The sequence below is a fragment of the Levilactobacillus senmaizukei DSM 21775 = NBRC 103853 genome, from assembly GCF_001592085.1.
Taxonomy (GTDB): Bacteria; Bacillota; Bacilli; order Lactobacillales; family Lactobacillaceae; genus Levilactobacillus; species Levilactobacillus senmaizukei.
In genome coordinates, this window is sequence record NZ_BCWD01000008.1 from 48,408 (window position 1) to 68,379 (window position 19,972).

Annotated in this window: 20 protein-coding genes and 1 other RNA gene; 15 read left to right on the forward strand and 6 right to left on the reverse strand. The window is 51.3% G+C overall.

The window, feature by feature from the left end; translation table 11 throughout:
• Positions 1–16: 16 nt before the first annotated feature.
• Both mvaD and mvk read right to left on the reverse strand, forming a co-directional pair.
• Positions 17–1,000, reverse strand: a complete 984-nt coding sequence (mvaD, locus tag LSE01S_RS04520) for a diphosphomevalonate decarboxylase (protein WP_061776441.1) — start codon at positions 998–1,000, stop codon at positions 17–19.
• Positions 1,000–1,950, reverse strand: coding sequence for a mevalonate kinase (gene mvk, locus LSE01S_RS04525; protein ID WP_420843292.1), 951 nt, complete (start codon positions 1,948–1,950; stop codon positions 1,000–1,002). The genes mvaD and mvk overlap by 1 nt, the downstream gene beginning before the upstream one ends.
• Positions 1,951–2,181: 231 nt before the next feature.
• On the opposite strand from mvk, the gene LSE01S_RS04530 reads away from it, so the two are divergent.
• The 5 genes from LSE01S_RS04530 (at position 2,182) to LSE01S_RS04550 (ending at position 8,876) form a co-directional block, all read left to right on the forward strand.
• Positions 2,182–5,022 carry a helicase C-terminal domain-containing protein gene (locus LSE01S_RS04530; RefSeq protein WP_061776442.1) on the forward strand — a complete coding sequence of 947 codons (2,841 nt, stop codon included), beginning with the start codon at positions 2,182–2,184 and terminating at the stop codon, positions 5,020–5,022.
• A gap of 48 nt (positions 5,023–5,070) precedes the next feature.
• Entirely contained in the window at positions 5,071–5,574 is a 504-nt protein-coding gene (locus LSE01S_RS04535) for a cell wall elongation regulator TseB-like domain-containing protein (RefSeq protein ID WP_061776443.1), read from the forward strand.
• 21 nt (positions 5,575–5,595) lie between these two features.
• A complete protein-coding gene (locus LSE01S_RS04540) occupies positions 5,596–6,777 on the forward strand; it encodes a pyridoxal phosphate-dependent aminotransferase (RefSeq protein ID WP_061776444.1) in 1,182 nt (393 codons plus the stop codon).
• A 31-nt stretch (positions 6,778–6,808) separates the two neighbouring features.
• Positions 6,809–8,104 (forward strand): asparagine--tRNA ligase, encoded by a 1,296-nt coding sequence (asnS, locus tag LSE01S_RS04545; protein WP_061776445.1) that lies wholly within the window; start codon positions 6,809–6,811, stop codon positions 8,102–8,104.
• Between the two features lie 73 nt (positions 8,105–8,177).
• Positions 8,178–8,876, forward strand: coding sequence for a DnaD domain-containing protein (locus LSE01S_RS04550; RefSeq protein WP_061776446.1), 699 nt, complete (start codon positions 8,178–8,180; stop codon positions 8,874–8,876).
• Between the two features lie 146 nt (positions 8,877–9,022).
• On the opposite strand, the gene LSE01S_RS04555 is transcribed toward LSE01S_RS04550, so the two are convergent.
• Both LSE01S_RS04555 and recU read right to left on the reverse strand, forming a co-directional pair.
• On the reverse strand, positions 9,023–11,302 hold the full coding sequence (locus LSE01S_RS04555; RefSeq protein WP_061776447.1) for a transglycosylase domain-containing protein: 2,280 nt from the start codon (positions 11,300–11,302) through the stop codon (positions 9,023–9,025).
• Between the two features lie 33 nt (positions 11,303–11,335).
• Positions 11,336–11,950 carry a Holliday junction resolvase RecU gene (gene recU / locus LSE01S_RS04560; RefSeq protein WP_061776448.1) on the reverse strand — a complete coding sequence of 205 codons (615 nt, stop codon included), beginning with the start codon at positions 11,948–11,950 and terminating at the stop codon, positions 11,336–11,338.
• A 194-nt stretch (positions 11,951–12,144) separates the two neighbouring features.
• Here recU and LSE01S_RS04565 point away from each other — a divergent pair, with 194 nt between their 5' ends.
• From LSE01S_RS04565 to LSE01S_RS04595, 7 genes are all read left to right on the forward strand, one after another.
• Positions 12,145–12,714 (forward strand): SLOG family protein, encoded by a 570-nt coding sequence (locus tag LSE01S_RS04565; protein WP_061776449.1) that lies wholly within the window; start codon positions 12,145–12,147, stop codon positions 12,712–12,714.
• A 55-nt stretch (positions 12,715–12,769) separates the two neighbouring features.
• A complete protein-coding gene (gpsB, locus tag LSE01S_RS04570; protein ID WP_061776450.1) occupies positions 12,770–13,123 on the forward strand; it encodes a cell division regulator GpsB in 354 nt (117 codons plus the stop codon).
• 19 nt (positions 13,124–13,142) lie between these two features.
• An RNA gene (rnpB, locus tag LSE01S_RS04575) (RNase P RNA component class B) lies at positions 13,143–13,522 on the forward strand.
• A 150-nt stretch (positions 13,523–13,672) separates the two neighbouring features.
• Positions 13,673–14,815, forward strand: a complete 1,143-nt coding sequence (locus tag LSE01S_RS04580; protein WP_061776451.1) for a THUMP domain-containing class I SAM-dependent RNA methyltransferase — start codon at positions 13,673–13,675, stop codon at positions 14,813–14,815.
• Between the two features lie 2 nt (positions 14,816–14,817).
• Positions 14,818–15,201, forward strand: coding sequence for an HIT family protein (locus LSE01S_RS04585; protein ID WP_061776452.1), 384 nt, complete (start codon positions 14,818–14,820; stop codon positions 15,199–15,201).
• A 187-nt stretch (positions 15,202–15,388) separates the two neighbouring features.
• The gene (locus LSE01S_RS04590; RefSeq protein WP_061776453.1) at positions 15,389–15,577 is read left to right on the forward strand and encodes a hypothetical protein; all 189 of its coding nucleotides are present in this window, start codon (positions 15,389–15,391) and stop codon (positions 15,575–15,577) included.
• A gap of 106 nt (positions 15,578–15,683) precedes the next feature.
• Positions 15,684–16,166, forward strand: a complete 483-nt coding sequence (locus LSE01S_RS04595) for an 8-oxo-dGTP diphosphatase (protein WP_061776454.1) — start codon at positions 15,684–15,686, stop codon at positions 16,164–16,166.
• 48 nt (positions 16,167–16,214) lie between these two features.
• Here the strand turns inward: LSE01S_RS04595 and LSE01S_RS04600 are convergent, their stop codons facing one another.
• Complete coding sequence (locus tag LSE01S_RS04600; RefSeq protein ID WP_061776455.1) at positions 16,215–16,880, reverse strand: CPBP family intramembrane glutamic endopeptidase; 666 nt, start codon at positions 16,878–16,880, stop codon at positions 16,215–16,217.
• 155 nt (positions 16,881–17,035) lie between these two features.
• Between LSE01S_RS04600 and LSE01S_RS04605 the strand changes: the two genes are divergently transcribed.
• The 3 genes from LSE01S_RS04605 to LSE01S_RS04615 all read left to right on the forward strand — a co-directional run bounded on the left by LSE01S_RS04605 (position 17,036) and on the right by LSE01S_RS04615 (position 19,555).
• The gene (locus LSE01S_RS04605) at positions 17,036–17,584 is read left to right on the forward strand and encodes a TetR/AcrR family transcriptional regulator (protein ID WP_061776456.1); all 549 of its coding nucleotides are present in this window, start codon (positions 17,036–17,038) and stop codon (positions 17,582–17,584) included.
• A gap of 112 nt (positions 17,585–17,696) precedes the next feature.
• Positions 17,697–18,299 (forward strand): nitroreductase family protein, encoded by a 603-nt coding sequence (locus tag LSE01S_RS04610; RefSeq protein ID WP_061776484.1) that lies wholly within the window; start codon positions 17,697–17,699, stop codon positions 18,297–18,299.
• Positions 18,300–18,430: 131 nt separating this feature from the next.
• A complete protein-coding gene (locus LSE01S_RS04615; RefSeq protein WP_061776457.1) occupies positions 18,431–19,555 on the forward strand; it encodes an NAD(P)/FAD-dependent oxidoreductase in 1,125 nt (374 codons plus the stop codon).
• On the opposite strand, the gene LSE01S_RS04620 is transcribed toward LSE01S_RS04615, so the two are convergent.
• The gene (locus tag LSE01S_RS04620) at positions 19,531–19,938 is read right to left on the reverse strand and encodes a ribonuclease HI family protein (protein WP_061776458.1); all 408 of its coding nucleotides are present in this window, start codon (positions 19,936–19,938) and stop codon (positions 19,531–19,533) included. The two genes, LSE01S_RS04615 and LSE01S_RS04620, sit on opposite strands and share 25 nt — an antisense overlap.
• Positions 19,939–19,972: the final 34 nt, after the last annotated feature.

The window sequence follows — 19,972 nt, forward strand, 5'->3', positions numbered from 1 at the left end:
GTCCCTTCTCGTACGGTTAAAATTTAGCTGGTGAGCTCAGAAATTGGATTCCCGGTCCGGGATGAGCCACGATAACATGTTCGGGGCCGAATAGATCGGCCATGGTTTGCGTAATTTTAGGTAAGTCTGCGGTCTGGCAGAAAATCTTGACGTTAGGTCCCGCATCTAACGTGTAGTAGCAGGCCGTCCCAGCAGCGCGAAGGTCCTGGACGGCCTGCATGGTTATCAGACTGTCACCATTCAAATAGGTGAAAGGAGGCTGGGCGCTCAAGGTCAGGGCGTGCATGCGCATGGCATTGCTTTCAAGAATCTCACCCATTTGCTGGAAGTCGTGTTGGGAAATAGCTGGCCGAATGGTAGTCAGGTCGCGAGCCACGACGTCTTTCCAGGCGGGATAGAAGGGTGAGGTGGTCACGCTGCTCTGCATCCCTTGGCGTGAACTAACCTTTTTCTGATGGGCATTTAAAACCAAGGCCACGACGGCAATCGGCCAATCAACTGCCTCATCGATTGGATGGGCAACTGAGGAGGCATCGTCGGTGCCCGCCGTCCATTCGGCAAACCCGCCGAAGATGGACCGGGTAGCGGAACCCGATCCATGACGGGCCAGGCGAGACAGCTCGGTTCGTGTAAGGTTAAGTCCGGCGGCACGACTGGCAGCACCGGCAAGTGCCGCGAAGGCAGACGCCGAAGAGGCTAGACCGGCTGCGGTCGGCACGTGATTGGTAGAATTGACCCGGGCAAAGTTACCGGTGGGCCGAACCAGATCCAAGAAGCGCTGCACTTTACCACTGGCTTGTGACGAAAGCCGTTCGCCGTTCAACGTGACTTCGTCGGCGGTGAGTGTCGGATCAAATTTAACCGTAGTGTCGGTATAAAACTGGTCGAGCGTTAAGGATAGGCTACTAGTTTGCGGTAACATCCGGTCCGTGTCGGCTTTACCCCAGTATTTAACCAGGGCAATGTTGGTATGTGCGCGTGCGGTGGCGGCAGGGGTCATCAGTGTTCCTCCTCAGTTTCAAAGGCTTCAATCCAGGCTTGGGTCGCGCCGGCATCTGTCAGGGCTTGTTGAACGCGCTGCGTTGTTTCCCAGTCGGCACACAGGGCAATGAGGCAGCCACCCATGCCACCCCCGGTTAATTTAGCGCCTAAGGCCCCGTTGACACAAGCGACATGGGTCAGTTTGTCTAATTCCGGCGAGCTAACGCCGAGGCCCTTCAGTTCATGCTGGGCGGCCGTCAGGATGGTTCCTAACCGGTCGAGGTCAGCACTAGCCAGCGTGGACCGGGTTTCGGTGGTTAAATGTCCCAATGTTTCGATTTGGTCGGTCGTCGTTTGCGGCATGGTCGTCTTGCGCCGCGCGACGGCAGCAACCGCTTTGCCGGTTTGGCCCTTAACACCGCTGTCCGCGATGACCAGATAACCAGGAAGATTAAAGGGGATCTGTAGGCTCTCGTGACCCGGAATGAACCAGATAGGGTCGTGTGAGCTCACGGTTGCGGCATCGATACCACTGGGATGCCCATGGGTAATCTTTTCGGCAATTGCGGCTGTCGTCAGCAGCTGCTCACGATTCAACGGTCGGTCGAAGAATTGGTACATGGCCCGTGTGACCGCAACAGCTACCGCGGCCGACGATCCCATCCCCCGTTCGGCTGGTAGGTCACTGGTAATGGTCATTTCAAAGGGCACGGCAGTTGCGTCAAAACGATTTAACAACGTTTGAATTAATTTGGCGGTACCGGAAAGGTTTTGGCCCATCTCGGTCAGTGGACCGTCGAAGTACCGGCTGTGCAGTTGCTGACCGGCGTCGGTCTTCGTTAGGGTAACTCGGGTCGTGACGGAGGGTAAGGGCAGGGCAATCGCTGGTTGGTGGTAAACCACGCTATGCTCACCGATCAAAATAATTTTGGCATTACTCGTGCCCGTTACCGTTCGTTTCAACGCCATCCGCTCGCTTTCTTCTGAATTTATCTACCAGAATATCATACTCTACTGAATACAGTTGCGCTAGTTATGCTAGTTAAAATCCTGGGAAACGGGGCAAAAGTTAACTCTTTCTATAGAAAGTTTTGTTAAAGCCGGCACGTCAACGTGCGTTGAACGTGGCGCTGGCTTTCTAAGTGGTGTATCATAGTGCCAGTTATAATCGCAAATTGTGCAGAAATTGGTGAATATATTATGGATAAAGACACGGTTTATGCAGTAGTGGATATTGAAACTACTGGAACCAGTGTGACAGATGGCGACCGCATTATCCAAGTCGGGTGCGTCTTCGTCCAGCACAACCAAATCATTAATCATTTTGAAACGGATGTGAACCCGCTCCGCGAGATTCCCGCGGCGATCTCACGCTTGACCGGGATCACGAACCAACGGGTTCGTCACGCTCCGCTCTTTGACGATGTTGCGGGGACGTTGTATAGCCTGTTGACCAACACGGTCTTTGTCGCTCACAACGTCAATTTTGACCTACCGTTTATTAACGCCGAGTTTTCCCGGGTCGGTTATCCGGAATTAGGGATAGCCGCGGTGGATACGGTGTCCATGGCGCAAATTTTACTGCCCACGGCCACGAGCTTTCGACTCCGTGACTTGAGTGGGCTCTTTAACATTGAACACGATAATCCTCATTCTGCGGATAGTGATGCCAGTGCCACGGCCGAACTCTTTATCTTTTTATTCCGACGGCTTCGCGCGTTGCCAATGATCACGCTGGAACGCATGATTGGCTTACATCCAGAGTTGCCCCGACAGACCGCGGATCTTTTTGGGGTGGCGCAACGGTTAAATGAAGCGAAACCGCGAAAGTTACCGGATTACCTCTATATTAAGAACGGGCTAGCGCTACGTAAACCAACGCCCCCAGAACCAGCGACGCTGGCCGAGCCACAGAAGTATCCGAAGACCAAGAAGCAAAAGCAACGATTGATGCCGGATAATCTGGAATGGCGGCCCGAACAGGCGAAGATGATGAATTATATTTACAATAACTATTCCGCTGCGGACCAACATCCGGTTAAACAGATGATCGTTGAGGCCCCGACCGGGATTGGCAAGAGCCTAGGATACCTGTTGCCCATGGCCTACTTGGGTCAGATGGGGCGGCCGGTGGTAATCAGTACGGCCACCACCTTATTGCAGGAACAGTTGCTGGATCAATCGGTGCCATTATTAAAACAAATTGTGCCATTTACGGTCAATGCGGTTCTGATTAAAGGTAGCCGACATTATTTGGACTTACAACGATTCGCCACCACCTTAAAGTTAACGGAAACCTCGAAGCAGACGCAGCTACTCAAGCTACGGTTGCTGGTTTGGTTGACCATGACCACAACGGGGGATCTTGATGAACTGCATTTGGCTACGTATCGGGCCCCATACTTTCAAGAAGTGATTCATGAGGGCACGGTCACCGAGGATAATCCATTCTTCGATGATGACTTTTTGCGGCGCCGGGACCAGCAGATGGCCCAGGCCCAGATTATTATTGTGAATCACGCCTACCTGAGTGAACACGCCCTGGATTTGGGGGAACGGCTGCAACGACCGTATCTGGTCGTCGACGAAGCCCAACATCTAGCCGACAACACCCTGCGGCAACGCCGAACCCAGGTGAAGTTTTCCCAGCTAATCAATGCACTCCATCACGTGCAACGCGATGTTAGCCGTGAAATTGGTCCCAACCTCCTGTCCCTGTTTGCCGAGGATGGTGAAGCCACGCTTAGTTTGCGGGAAATGCTAGCGATCAGTCAAACATTGGAACATCAATTGAGTCAGTTAGTCGGTCAACTTTTCATACGCTTTTTAGCTAATAAACGGTTGCGCAATCACAACCAGATTATTGAAGAATTGATTTCCGTTGAGGATTTACGGCAACAGCTGGATCAGGGACAATCGATTCCCGACATCCAAGCGGCGACCGATAATCTCCTGGCGGCCCTGGGCAGTTTGCGGCAACGGTTTGACCAGCAGCAGGACCGCTTTTCGGCCAATGAACGCTATCTGTTTGAACAGGTCGACACACAGATTCATCAATTTGACGATCAAATGGTTCGCTTACTGACTATTTTAGAACAGGTCAGAGACCACAAGCCGGCAAGTCTATTCTGGTTGACCATCAATCATATTGGCGATCGCAATAGCTTACAACTGGCAAGTGGCTTACTGGCCACGGAGGGCTTCATGCGCCAGCACCTCTATGCGGGGTTCCAGCCGGTCTTGTTGACGGGGGCGACATTATTCTCATCTGGGCGGTCACAGTACGTGCTCGACCAGTTTGATTTGGACCGGGAGGCAACCGTGACCCATCGGATGCGGTCCAGCTTCGACTATGCCAATCAGGCGGAGTTATTAATTGCCAATTCGGGTCCCAACCTGAGTCGCGTGTCACCGGATGACTACGTGGATTACTTGGTGGCGGCCATTACCAAGACCGCGGGTGCCGTGAACAAACAAACGCTGGTCCTCTTCAATTCCTTGTCGGTCATCGAGCGGGTTTACCAGCGCCTGGTGGGTCGGACCGAGTTCGCAAAGCGTGAAATTTTTGCCCAGGGAATCAGCGGCAGCCGAGAACGAATTGCTAAACGGTTTGCAACTAGCCACGGTGCTATCTTGTTAGGTGCAGCTAGTTTCTGGGAAGGGATCGATCTCCCCGCGGAACAGCTAGAACTACTGATCGTCACCCGGTTGCCGTTCGACTCGCCTGAGCGCGTCTTCGTCAAGGCCAACTACGACCGCTTGACAGCGGCGGGAAAGAATCCGTTCTACAATGCGGCCCTGCCGGCAGCAACCTTGAAGCTGCGTCAGGGAGTGGGCCGCTTAATTCGGACGCCAACCGATCGTGGCGCGATTGTGATTCTCGATCACCGCGTCGTTGAACAACGGTATGGTCAGAGTATTTTGCGGGCGTTGCCAAGTGACCTGTCGAAGCAGACCGGGAGCATTGACGAGATTGCGACGAGCTTGGTTAAATTTTTCGAAAAAAAGCCGAACAAGCCGCAGACGCCTCCTGAAGTCTGATATAATTTAAAGAGATTAAATTTGATAAGGGAGTACGATGGAAAATTGATGAGACAACAATATCAACGGCGCCAACGACCACACCATTGGGTTCTACTGGGAATCTTAGTGGTCATCCTGGTGCTCTTGTTGAGCGGCGCAATCATTATTCATAAGGCAACCAAGCCGCTAAGTATCCAGCAGGACAAGGCGGAAACCGTGGCACAGAAGTCCGGACACCTAACCACCACAGACAAGTTCTACTGGACGAATCTGGGCGCAACTTACTATACGGTTTCTGGTCAGAATAAAGCCAAGCAAAGTGTCTACGCCATCGTACCGAAGTCTGGTAAGGATGTGACGGTCGTCCAACAGAATGCTGGTATCACGCGAAATGCGGTGCTAGAAAAAGTCTGGCAACGTAACCCCAAGAAGGTTTTGGGCGCGGCACTGAGCATCTTTAATGGTAAACCGGCTTGGCAGGTTAGCTACCTGAATAAGAGCGGCAAACTCTGTTACATTACCTATCAATACAGTAACGGAAAGGTTTTACAGCAAATCTCTAATATCTAGCACAAATTGAGGAGGTCAACTATGCAAATTTCAAAACGAGCACAGGCAGTTCAACCTTCGGCAACCTTTGCAACGGCCCAAAAAGCCGATGCAATGCAGGCCACTGGGGTTGATGTGATTAATCTTTGTATTGGGCAACCGGATTTTCCGACGCCTAGAAATATTAAGGATGCCACGGTTGACGCTATTCGGGCTGACAGTGTCGATGGTTATACCGCAACGCCGGGAATTATACCATTACGGCAGGCCGTGATTGACCACATTGTGGCTCCTCAAGGTGAGACGGGTTTTACTGCCGACCAAGTTGTGGTGACCACCGGGGCTAAGATGGCGTTCTACGCGCTATTCCAGGCTATCCTCGATCCCGGGGACGATGTGTTAATCCCGGCACCCTATTGGGTTAGCTATGGGGAACAGGTGCGACTAGCTGGTGGCCAGCCGATTGAGATTGCGCCAACGAGTACCTTCAAGGTCACGCCAGACCAATTGGCCGCGGCCTTGACGCCGCAGACCAGGGCCGTTGTACTGAATTCGCCCCAGAATCCAAGTGGGGTGGTTTACACCCGCGCCGAGTTAAAGGCTATTGGTGAATGGGCGGTTGCCCATGACTTATTAGTAATTGCTGATGAAATCTATGGCGAATTATTGTATGATGGAAATACGCCAGCCCCCTCGATGCTGGGGATTGATCCGACCATTACTGCCAATGTGGTGGTGATTAACGGGGTTTCCAAGACTTACGCGATGACCGGGTGGCGGATTGGTTTCTTAATTGGTCAACCGGCTGTGGTCGGTGCGGTCAATAAGGTGCTGTCCCACATGACAGGGAATACCGCGGCGGTTAGCCAAGCGGCGGCTTTAGCAGCTTTAACGGGCGACCAGTCGGCGGTGACCACCATGCGGGCGGCGTTTAAGGAGCGATTAGACACCATTTATCCGTTATTGATGGCAATTCCGGGTTTTGATTTACCCTTAAAGCCTCAGGGAGCTTTTTACTTATTCCCAGAGGTCACGCAGGCGATGGCGCAGAAACACTGTGCTACGTCGGCAGAGTTCGCTGATCTCCTCCTAAATGAGGCCCACGTGGCCGTTGTTTCGGGAGAAGCGTTTGGTCTTGCTAACCATATCCGATTGAGCTATGCCACGGATTTGGCAACCCTCAAACGGGCCATGCAGCGAATTAACACATTTATGCAAGAATAAATAAAAATTGTTAAGAGATGGAGGAATTGACTTGGAACAGATCAATATTATTGATGCTAGCAAACACGTTGACGAAAAAGTAAAGATTGGTGTTTGGCTAACCAATAAGCGTTCAAGCGGTAAGATTGCCTTCCTACAGTTACGTGACGGGACCGCCTTCTTCCAAGGCGTTGTGCTTAAGAAAGCTGTAGACGAAGCCACATTTGAATTAGCCAAGGAACTCCGCCAGGAAACCAGCATGTGGATCACCGGGATCATTCATCAAGACGACCGGTCCCACTTTGGTTATGAAATCGAAGTTGAAGGCATTGAAGTCATTGGGGAAAGCGAAGACTACCCAATCACACCTAAGGAACACGGGGTAGATTTCTTGATGGATCACCGTCATTTATGGCTGCGTTCATCCAAGCCTCATGCACTGATGCGGATTCGTAACGAAGTTATTCGGGCAACCTATGAATTCTACAACAAGGAAGGCTTCACCAAGATTGATTCACCAATCTTGACGGGGAGTGCTCCTGAAGGGACCACCGACCTGTTCCATACGGAGTACTTTGATCGTGACGCTTACCTGTCACAATCTGGTCAACTCTATGCCGAGGCTGGCGCTATGGCCTTCAACAAGGTCTTTACCTTTGGACCAACGTTCCGGGCAGAAAAGTCTAAGACTCGTCGTCACTTGATTGAATTCTGGATGATTGAACCAGAAATGGCCTTCATGCACCAAGAAGAAAGCCTGGAAGTTCAAGAACAATACGTGGCCTTCTTGGTTCAAAACGTCATCGACCACTGTGCCGCTGACCTGAAGACCTTGGGTCGGGATGTGGATGTCTTGAAGAAGTACACCCAACTACCTTACCCCCGGATCAGTTACGATGAAGCCATTGACCTGTTGAAGCAAAACGGGTTTGACTTAGAATGGGGCGTGGACTTTGGTTCACCAGAAGAAACCTTCCTGGCCGACCACTTTGACAAGCCGGTCTTTGTACTAAACTACCCTAAGGCGATCAAGCCATTCTACATGAAGCCACACCCAACGCGGGACGATGTTTACATCTGTGCCGACCTGTTAGCCCCAGAAGGCTACGGTGAAATTATTGGGGGCTCCGAACGGGAAGTCGATTACGATCTCTTGTTAGAACAAGTTAAGAAGGCTGGTCTGAACACCGACGATTATAGCTGGTACCTTGACTTGCGGAAATACGGTTCCGTGCCACACTCCGGCTTTGGGATGGGACTTGAACGGTTCCTGACCTGGATTACCGGTGAAGAACATGTTCGTGAGGCAATTCCATTCCCACGTTTGCTTAACCGGATTTACCCTTAATTATTTGAAATGTCAAACGGCCGCCTCACTTTTTGTGGGAGCGGTCGTTTGTTAGTCAGAGGAGGTTTAGCCCATGGATGATTTTATTCATCGCTATATTGCGGCTGGTCAGACCAGCATCGCTAACTATCTCATCGATCACTATCGTGAAGTGGGGATGAGTAATGACCAGTTCTTAATTTATCTGCAGGTTCGCCGCCAAATCGATCGGGGGGATGAGCTCCCGGATGCCGAGATTTTGGCGCAGCGCTTAGGCTGGGATAAGTCACGTGTCTATCAGGTGCTGCACGAATTGATTTCAGGCAAGCTGATGAGCATTGCCACGGTTACCAATTCGCAGGGGCAGAAGCAGGATAGTTATGACTTTAGCCTACTGACGGACAAGCTGAGCCATTTGGCTGCTCAGGAAACCCGTCAGACCGTTCAGAAGGCGGCCACGACTGACCGAGCCACCGTGTTCAATCAGATTGAAACGGAGTTTGGGCGGCCCTTGTCACCGCTGGAGATGGAAAGTATCAACCAGTGGCTGGATGAGGACCACTATCAACCGGAGTTGATTCAGTTGGCCTTAAAGGAGGCCGTTCTCAGTCAGGCCTACAGTCTGAAATATATGGACCGGATTCTGTTGAGTTGGGAAAAGAAGCATTTGACCACCGCTGTGCAGGTGCAACGGGAGCGCGAACGGCAGGAACCGCGCCGATCCAAGGCGCCAGATTCCGCAGCTAATACGGCAATTCCCGACGTGCCTATCTTTAAGCTGACCGATCGTTAGTCTCCGAATAATTGAATTTTCAGAAGGGATGTTACCAGTTTGATGGCTGGTGGCATCCCTTTTGTGATCTGATCGGCTGGTCAATAAAAAAAGTCCCCCACAATTCAACGTGAATTGTGGGGGACTCGTGGTGAACTCAAGCAAGATTAACTATTATCGTCCTTGTTCGTGGTGGCACTGGACGTATCGGTGGAATTGGTATTGTTATCGTTACCCGTTCCGCCACTTGGCTTTTGTTCCGTGTTAGCGGATTCTTTGCTACTGCTAGACTCAGTGGTTGAGGCGTGTGATGAGCTACTGTTCGTCGTCACTTGGTTATTGCTACTGTATGCCGATGAGCTAGTAGTGTTGGTTGACCCGTATTGGCTAGTGGCCGTGGTATCGCCAACGGTACCAGGATGACCAGTAACGTAGTATTCTTTTTGATTATTTTGTGTGGTTTCCGTGACCGTACTTGGCGCCGTCCAATCGGAATTGGTGGTCTTCGTGGCCAGGTAACTCATTTCATACTTGTAAATTTGTTGTGCGATCTTGGTATCCGATTCGCTGACGTAGTGACCAGCTTGAAATTGCTTGTCATACCCGGTCCAAACGGAGACCGCGTAGTTCTTGGTATAACCCGTGAACCAGGAATCCATCGTTGCACCGTCGGGAACTTGATCGGCGTAGTCATCAGGGTAGGAGTCGGTCCCGGTCTTCCCAGCTTGATACAGACCGGAAATTTCGGCAGCCGTCCCGGATCCGTTGTCGTTGGTAATCACATCCTTCATCATATCGGTGATCATGAAGGCCGTCGCCGCTGACATTGCTTTCTTCCCGGTTGAAGCGTAGTTATGTGACTTACCGTCTTGGGTGACCACACGTGAAACCAGGTAGGGTTTGTAGTAGGTCCCACCATTGGCGAAGGCGGCATAGGCCGCAGCTTCTTGTTCGGTTGAGATGTACAACCCAATCCCGTTTTGAAGAGTTAAGGTCTTGTCAAAACTCATTCCTAAGCCCTTCAAGAAGTCAGTGGCCTTACTAATACCGACATTTTGCAGGGTGCGAACCGCTGGAATGTTTCGTGATTCGTAGAGGGCCTTGCGCATGGTGATAGTGCCTTGATACTGCCGGTCCCAGTCATAGAGGTTCTTATCGGTCCCGGGATAGGTAAAGGCACTATCCTTTACCGGCTCGTAAGTTGGATAGTTAAGATACTCAATAGCTGGTCCATAATCCATTAGTGGCTTAGCCGTTGAGGCGCTCGACCGGTCGGTCTGAACGGCCCGGTTCAAACCGAAGGTGACTTTCCCGGTCTTCCGACCACCTAGCATGGCGACGACCTTTCCGGAGTTGGGTTCAACGATGGTTGATCCGACTTGGAACTTGCTGGAAGGATAACTGATGTAGCTACTACCATTGGCGATGTCATAGAGTTTCTTCTGGGCATCGAGATCCAGGTTCGTGTGTACTTTCAAACCGCCGGTGGTGGTGTTGTAGCCCTTGGACTTTAGCTCGGCATAAACCTGTTTGAGGTAGGCGTCAATGACCTTGGTGGTCTTAGCACTGGTGCCAGAAGTCTTATGGGTCTTGGCTAAACCGGCTTTGATGCTGGTTGCCTGGGCCTGAGTTGCTTGCGCACTGGTGATGACATTGTTCTTAGCCATGGCGGACAGAACCAGGTCCCGCCGCTTCTTGGCGTATTGTGGGTAGGTCGTTGGGTCATAGTTGGTTGGGGATTGTGGCATTCCGGCCAATAGAGCGAGCTGTGGCAAGCCTAGCTTCTTAAGGCTGGTGCCGTAGTAATACTCGGCGGCCGTTTCCATTCCGTAGACCCCATTGCCCATGTAAACCTTGTTCACATAGTATTCGAGAATCTGGTCTTTGGAGTATTCGTGGTCGACCTTGAGGGCTAACCAGGCTTCTTGGGCCTTGCGCTTCAGCGTTCGGTCGGAAGCGGCGGTCGAGAAGACGGAGAGCTTAACCAATTGTTGCGTTAAGGTACTCCCACCTTGCATTCCCAGTGAAGATCCACTGACGTTGGCAAACGCTGCCCCAAGGATTCGGATGGGGTCAACCCCGTCGTTCTTGTAGAAGCGTCGATCTTCGGTGGAGACAACGGCCTTCTTTAGGGTGGCCGGAATGTTATCGGACTTCACGTAGCTTCTGTTCTGGGCCCCGAGTCGAGAAATAATGTTGCCCTTGGCATCGTAGACCCGCGTGGACGTGTCACTCGACAGGGCACCTTGAGTGACCTTGGGAGCGCTCTGAGCATAGTAGAAGAACAACCCAGCGCCAGCTAGCAGGCCGAGAACGACGACCGCGACAACGATAAACAGAATGCGCCGGAACAAACGCCAGCCGTTTCGACGCGGCTTTTTGGGACCCGGAGTGCGCTCGGCGTTGCGACTCATCCGAGTTTCACGAGTGGTATTGTTACTAGACATGGTAATCTCCTTTATGTTTAACCGGGATGGTGGTTAAGAAAGCGATTCGATCAAAACATCCACGGCCTTAAGATAAGGAACTGGAATCTGAAGCGCAGCGGGAATTAAAATCCCGTTGGTTTGAATCTCGGTGTACGGCACGGACTTACGCCCGCCCGCAGCTTGGGCATCCCAGAACTGAAATAAGTATTTGGCCGGATACAAGTAGGTCTCTTCGTGGGTGACAAATTTAATAATAGCAAAACAAATCCCACCTTGAGCGACACAAGCTCGCATATGGTCAATCTGGTGTTCATGGAAATTCTTGAGAGGAAACGATCCTTGGTTGCGGGTTTCCTTGGCATCGAAGTCTAAGTAATGGCTCCGGTACACCCCATTGTAGTCCGTCGTGGAGGCCGTACTAAAGTAAGCTTCTTTTATCACGGCAGCACTTCGTTTCGGATAATCAACCTTCACGATTTGAATGGGGGTTGGCTTCTTATGAACCACGGCTTGCCCCCGTGACTCATAATAGGTATTACTTTCATTCAATGCTTCTTCTAATGACATACCCCGTTTGCCATAATTGGTGTAGGTACTGGGGAAGCGGGGCCCCGTTTTACCGGCTGGTGTTTGATAGGCATTCCCGTTGGGATACCGGATAGTCATGGACGCTCACACTCCTTTGAGTAAAACCGCTACTTGATTTGTGGCCCAGTTATTGACATTATACCAACCTCAAGAAGAAATAAAAACAACTAAACCGGCCTTCATAAATTGAACAACGCTAATTTTACGCGTTTTTAATGGATTGGGCGGCTTTTTTTGTTACACTTAAGTTATTGTTAAAAGGAGATGACGCGGTGAGTCGATTATGGTTAACGGGTTACCGTAGCTATGAGCTCGGGGTGTTTGGCAACCAAGACCCGAAGTTGTTGGTGATTAAGGATACCCTCAAGAAATTACTCATTAATAAGATAGAAAATGGCACGGATTGGCTGATTACCGGTGGCCAGCTGGGGGTTGAACAGTGGGCCGTGGAAGTTGGCTTGAGTCTGAAACCAGATTATCCTGAGATAAAGATTGCCATCATGACGCCGTTTGCCGACTTTGGTGGCAACTGGAATGAGGATAACCAAGGGCACTATGCCCAACTTGCTAGTCAGGTTGACTTCCACCAGTCCGTGAGCGAGCAGCCTTATCATGGGCCACAACAGTTAAGAAACTATCAAGAATTTATGTTGACCCACACGGATGAGGCGGTCATGGTTTATGATTTAGAGGTTGAAGGAAAGCCTAAGTATGATTACCAAGCCACTCACCGGTATCAAGAGCAGCATGCTTATCCACTAACACTGATTGATATGGATTGGTTACAAGAAAGTGCCAACGAATATCAAGAAAATTTAAATAATGGTTCCCAAATTGATTAAAAACTGGTATTATTAATATCGCCGGTTTGATTAGGATAACGAGGTGTAATGATCGATGGAAAACGTTAATTTTACTCCCAAGGAGATTTTACAAAAGCAATTCCGCCAAAAGATGCGGGGTTATGACCCTGACGACGTTGATAGTTTCTTGGATAACGTCATCAAGGACTACGATACTTTTGTAAAAGAGAATCAACGGCTTCAAGAAGAAAACGAACGCTTGTTGGCTAAGGTCGACGAACTCACGAAACAAGTTTCCGTGGGGGTTAGTCAACCCGCAGCAACGACAACCAGCCAGGCAACTTCAAGTGTCACTAACATGGACATCTTGAAGCGGCTCTCCAATTTGGAACGGCACGTTTTCGGTTCACAATTAGATAATGATCCAAACGAGTCACATCGTTTGTAGAATTATATAGACTGGTGTAAATCCTGAGTAATCGCGGTCGGCATATGTCGGCTGAGGAAAGTCCATGCTCGCACAGGCTGCGATGCCTGTAGTGTTCGTGCTCGGTGAAAAAATAAGCCGGGGGACGTTAGGAACAACGTTACGGCGGGAAAAAACGACTAAGGCTTCGGCTATGTCCTAGTATCCCTGAAAAGTGCCACAGTGACGATACGTCTAGGGAAACCTAGGCGGTGGAACGCGGTAAACCCCTCGAGCGGGCAACCCAAACTTTTGGTAGGGGCGCTTCACACATGGAATTGAACGAAGTGTGGGGGGAGAGGAAACTCTCGAGATAGATGATTACTGCCACGTAATTGTTTGCCTGAAACAGTTACGGGGTACAAAACATGGCTTACAGGGATTTGCACCATGTCAGGTTGGTGGGAGCTTGCTCCCACCTTTTTTTATAGCTATAATTAGCCCTGATTGGGCAAGAAACGATGGTTGCCACCGATTGGTGGGCCTAGCCGTCGAGTATTAATAGATCAACAGAGAAAACAGGAGGGCGTTATGAAAAAATTTCATTTATACGCAGCGACTGCCAGTGGGATTGAAGCCATTGCTGGCCGAGAATTACGGGACTTGGGTTACGAAACCCAGGTTGAAAATGGTCGGGTTCGTTTCGATGGCACGATTGAAGACATTCTTCGAGCCAACCTTTGGCTACGGACCGCGGATCGGGTGCGGATCATTGTTGCCGAATTCGATGCCGTGACTTTTGACGAGTTGTTTGAAGCAACTAAGGCAGTTGCTTGGGATGAACTTCTGCCAATGGATGCCGCATTTCCCGTTGAGGGTCGTTCCAAGAAGTCACAATTACATAGTGTGCCCGATGCCCAGGCCATCGTGAAGAAGGCCGTGGCAACCAAGCTGGCTGCGGTCTATCACCGGCGGACACGGATGCCCGAAACTGGGGCAACCTATCCATTGGAAGTCATGATCGACAAGGATCATGTCATGTTGACTTTGGATACCACCGGTTCAAGCCTATTTAAACGCGGTTACCGGGTTGGTAAAGGGGGCGCACCACTCAAGGAAAATATGGCTGCGGCCTTAATTGCCCTGACCAGTTGGCATAAAGACATGCCATTCTGGGATCCCGTTTGTGGGTCTGGGACGATTCCGATCGAAGCAGCGATGATCGGCCGTAACCTGGCGCCTGGATTTAACCGAAGCTTCACCTGTGAGGGTTGGAGCTGGGTTCCTCAAGAATTGAGCGATCAGGTTCGCGATGAGGCGGATGCAAAGGCCGACTACGACACGCCGCTTCAGATCTTTGGGACGGATATCGATGAAAATATGGTGGCCATTGCCAAGCGTAACGCGCAAGAGGCCGGGCTGTCCCAAGATGTTACGTTCGGCCAGTTGGCGGTTCAAGACTTTAAGACGGATCTGAAACATGGTGTCATCGTTGCCAACCCACCTTACGGGGAGCGGTTGAGTGACCAAGCCAGTGTACGCGAGCTATACAAGCAAATGGGCCAGGTCTTCAAGCCGCTGAGTGACTGGTCAAAGTATATTTTGACGGCCGATCTGGAGTTCGAACACTTCTATGGACAAAAGGCGACGAAGACCCGGAAGCTTTACAACGGGGCCTTACGGACGGATTACTTCCAGTTCTGGGCTAAACGGCAACCACGCCGGCGGGACTAGCCATGCAGGAAGCTAACTGTATTTTCTGTCAAAAGACCGATATTATCCTGGAGAATGACCTGGCCAAGGCTTTCTGGGACGTACACCCGGTGCGCAAGGGACATCTGTTGGTGGTACCCAAGGCCCACTACGCCACGTATTTTGAGGTACCCGCGGCCACGCGGGTAGCCATGGACCACCTCCTGTTTGACGCCCGTGACTTGTTAATTGAGCGTTATCATCCCGCCGGCTTCAACATTGGCGTTAATGTAGATGCCGCGGCCGGGCAGACGGTGATGCACGCGCATGTTCACTTGATTCCACGTTATGAAGGAGATGTTCCCGATCCCACCGGCGGGATTCGGCGAATGATTCCCCATGCGGTTAAAAAACTACTACGCCACTAGCGGGTGACGTTGTAAGGTTCACGCGGACTGGTTAACGAACCATAAGGATTCGTTTCAGCCGGACGATTGGTAATTATAGTGACTTTATTAAGGTTGTTCGGAATGATTGCTGAATGGCCATGAACCTGATATTCTAAAACTGTGGTTAGGGGCCACAATTTAATCAATTAGCTTGGGGGGAGCAAAAATGAAAAACGACAAAATGGTTTTGAGTGTTTTAGTTGTTTTAGCCGTCATCTTTTTAGGACTCGTGTTAGTTCTGATGAAGTCGGTCTTCTGGGCATTATTCCCACTGGGTTTCGCAGCGCTGGCATTGGTTTGCTACGGCGTAGATTCATTGATGACAAAAAATAATCGCGATGATCGCGAAGCATAGACAGAAATAATGGCGGCCAGTGAGCCGTCTTTTTTTGTGGCGCTTTACAGGACGGACTGCCGCTTGCTAGAATGAAGTTAGTTTCGCAATTTGAGGAGGAATAGCCATGGCACGCACGCAACCGGTAGAGTTGGTGACGATGGTCTTAGTAACTGATCCCACGACCAACTTGGTTTTAGTAGAGGATAAGCGCAACGTTCCCTGGAAGGCTGGTCATAGTTTTCCTGGTGGCCACGTTGAAGTCGGTGAAAGCTGCGCGGCCGCGGCCATTCGTGAGGTGTACGAGGAAACGGGGTTACGATTGGCGGCCGTTACCTTTAGCGGAACCTGCGAATGGTTCGACACCGCCGCCGGGTGTCGTAAATTAGGACTCCTTTATCGGGGGAATCAATTTACCGGTCAGTTAAAGGCTAGCGAAGAAGGCGCTATTCACTGGCTACCCCTGAACAACCTGACGCCGGAAAACACCGCGACAGGGTTGCCGGCGATGCTTAGAGTATTCAATCGGGAAATCCCCGTCGTTGTCAGTGGAGAATGGAACGGCGATCTGACCGCGGACACCGGTCAATTTAAATCCTTAAACCCATAAAAAAACGTGAGTCTCTCGTCGGCAAGGACGATGGACTCACGTTTTCATTTACGCAAATAATGTAACCAGAATATCCCAGGTCATGTGAATGATGATGCCAGGCCAGAGGGAGTGACTACGCTCGTACAGCCAGCCGAATAGGAGACCTAACACGGCGACGGTGACCAGGTTCGTGACCCAGGCCACCGGACTCATTGTGGGAACGATGGTGAGGTAACGGGGAATGTGCATGCTGGCGAAGGCCAGGGCCTGGATGACATTGGCGGGCCCGAAGCTGAATCGTTTACGCAGAGCATTAAGGAAATAGCCCCGGAAGAGAAATTCTTCAGTGATCCCGACAACCAGGAAATAGCGGCCCCAGTATTCGGGGATGAATTTTGGACTGATTTGCAGGCCGTGATGGGCCAACCAGAATTGACCGATCAGGTAGATGATGACCAGCCCCCAGACCAGATAACCGGCGGCAAATTGCCAAGTAGGTCGCCACTGCAGGCGATTGCCGATGGCGAGGGTATGGTCACCAGCCCGGTGGATGAACCACCAGGCGGCCCCCAACCAGATGATCAACTTGATCGCATCGAGAGCCAGTTCTTGTGACCAGCCGGTTAGGTGTCGTTTGATGGGCGCGTTTAGCAGGGCTTGGGTCATCAGCCACAATAACCAAAAGCCAGCAAACTGAAGGCCGAGTCGTGCCAAGGAGAGACGATTTTTCATGTTGCCACTCTTTTCTTTTGTGAAGTTGTCTTTAATTATAGGCCAGGGCACCGAAGAATGCTGAAAAAGTTCCCAGTAACCGCTAATCAGCTCATGTTAACACCGTTTACATCGAATGTAATCAGTGTTAACATGGAGTGAAGGAGGTGGGCTGGATGGCACAACCACCGTATCATCGTCAAAATTTAGCGGCCGCAATCGCGCAGCAGGCGCGGCAACAATTGGGCCAACAGGGGGTTGGCCAGCTCTCGCTGCGCCAGATTGCCCGCGACCTAGGCGTGACGCCGGCGGCCGTTTACCGGCATTATCCGGATAAGCAAGCCTTACTGGCTCAATTACACGTTACGGTAGCCGAAGAGGTTCAGGCGGCCTTACAGGAGGGTGTTTTGGTGTCTAACGATGCTAACGCCATGTTCCACCGGATGGTCCAGAACTTTTTGGCCTTTCGTCAAGATCAACCGTTCGCCATGGCCTTTTATCTTCAAGGGGCGCTCACGCTGCCACAGGGACTGGTGACCGTGATTAACCTGGTCAATACGGCCCATGGTCGGGTAACGTTGCCGTACCAGGCAGCTAGTGTCTGGACCTTCTTAATTGGGATCGTCACGCAACCCCAGGGGGTTCTCTCGCGGCCGACCGTGTTGGCAATTTGTGAACGACTCTTGGTCTCGCCGGCGGCCTCCGCGGAAAATCCCGAGGCATAGTGGGGTAATTACTTTACTTCCAAAAAGTAAGTGATAGACTTAATCTACCGTGTCAATTAACGCCGGTGACGAAACATTCGGTCACCTGGCATGAGAAATGAGGAAATTAATGATGAAAAACAACTTATTAGACCTAGCCAAACAACGTCGGACCATCTACGACTTGGGCCGAAATCTTTCTTTCACCCAGGATGAATTAACGACTTTGATTAAGGACACCATCAAACAGGCACCCTCGGCCTTTAACAATCAAACAACGCGAGCCGTCATTTTGTACGGCGCTTCCCATGAGAAACTTTGGGATATCGTGATCAACCGGTTGAAGAGTGAGGTTCCCGATGAGGCCGCCTTTGCGAGGACCAGTGCCAAGGTGAAAGCGTTCAAGGCGGCCTTCGGCACAATTCTTTACTTCACCGAGACCAAGACGGTGGCGGAATTTGAAAAGAACTTCCCGCTGTATGCGGCGAACTTTCAGGATTGGTCTGAACAGGCTCAAGGGAATGCCCAGTACGCGGTTTGGACCGCCTTGGCCGAAAATGGGGTAGGTGCTAACCTTCAACACTACAATCCACTGATTGACGATGACGTGCGGGCAGCCTTTGATATTCCAGCTAGCTGGCGGTTGCGGGCCCAAATGGACTTTGGTTCAATCGAGACGCCTGCCGGTAACAAGGACCACTTGGCCGACGATGTGTTATTCAAGGTTTTTAACTAACTAAACAATTAGCGGCGACCTGCGGTGGGTCGCCGTTTTTTTCGTGCGCTAACATTGTGGTGGCAAGCAAGAGATATGCTAAAATGGTCTCAGTAAGTTTGGTCATGAATGGGTCAGGAGGCAAGATAAGGATGCAAAAGAGAATTGCAATTATTGGTGGCGGCATTGTGGGGGCCACGGCTGCTTTTTATCTGAGTCAGTTACCAGGTGCGCAACAGGTTAAGGTGACCCTGTTTGACGATGGGGTTGGCCAAGCAACCAGTGCGGCAGCGGGCATTATCTCACCCTGGTTATCGAAGCGCCGGAATCAGCGGTGGTATCGGTTAGCCAAGGCGGGGGCTGCGTTATATCCTGAGTTGATTCACGATGCTCACTTGGGGACGGAAGTGTATCAACAGACCGGAACTATCGTGACCCGTGAAGCTGCGGTAGATCTTGAGGTGCTCGCTCACCTGGCCCAAGAACGGCGACAAACGGCGCCCACTATGGGGGACGTTCGGGTGCTCTCGGCTAAAGAGATACAGGCTCAGTTGCCCATGTTGACGGCGCCCCAACCAGGCGTTCTGATTAGTGGCGGGGCCCGTGTCGATGGCCCAGCCTTGGTTCAAGGTTTATTGCAACGTGCAAGTGAGGTTAATTTAAGCATCAAACGCGAACGGGTCACGTTGACCACCAGCGGGGATGTGGTGACTTCCATGGGTCCAAAACGGTTTGACCGGGTCATCGTGACCGTTGGGGCGTGGTTGAAAGAAGTCTTAGCGCCGGTAGGCATTACCGCTGATGTGCGACCACAAAAAGGCCAACTCATCGAGCTGGCCGTCAAGGATTATCCATTACAGGAACAGATGCCGGTGTTGATGCCGGAAGGCGAACGGGACTTTATTCCATTTGGGCATGGTAAATTAATCGTCGGCGCCACTCATGAAGACGGCGGAAAATTTGACTTGAGCCGTGATCCCGCGGTTAAGGCCGATCTCCTTGCCAGTGCCCAGCGCCTGGTGAGCGGTTTGACACCGGAGAGCATTACCGGGATGCGGGTTGGCACTCGTGCCTACACGTCCGACTTTGCGCCATTCTTCGGACCGGTGCCGGAACACGAAAAGTTACTGGTGGCCTCTGGTCTAGGCTCCTCCGGCTTGACCACTGGGCCAGAGATTGGGCGGCGGTTGGCCGGATCCGCGCTGTATGGCGGCGAACCCGACTGGAGTGAGTACGAGAAGCCATTGACGACTTATTTGTCTTCTTCGGCGGAATGAAGGGCCTGATTGGCTAGAGTGTGGGCGCCCTGATTCTGTTTCTCGGGAACCCATTGCGTTAGGACCAGCTGAAAGGGTGCCTGGGCGGCCAACAGATCGTCCACCCACAACTGGTAATGTTTTGCATAATGTTTGGTCAAACTGTCACTGACAATCTGACTATCGGTATAGAATAAAATGGTAGTTGTAGCCGTATCATCACCCACCAAGCGGGTCAAGTGTTCAAAGCCCAGGCGGGCTACCTCAAATTCTGCGGTGTGGTTGGTTGTCGCAGTCAGGGGAACCTTGAGCTGAGTCTGGTGATGGTCATGAATAATTAGGATTCCGCCGGCACTGAGGCCTGTTTGGGGCTGGGTGGCGGCATCGGTATACAAGGTATACACAAGAATCACTCCAATCTATTGATGAGGTGTTGTA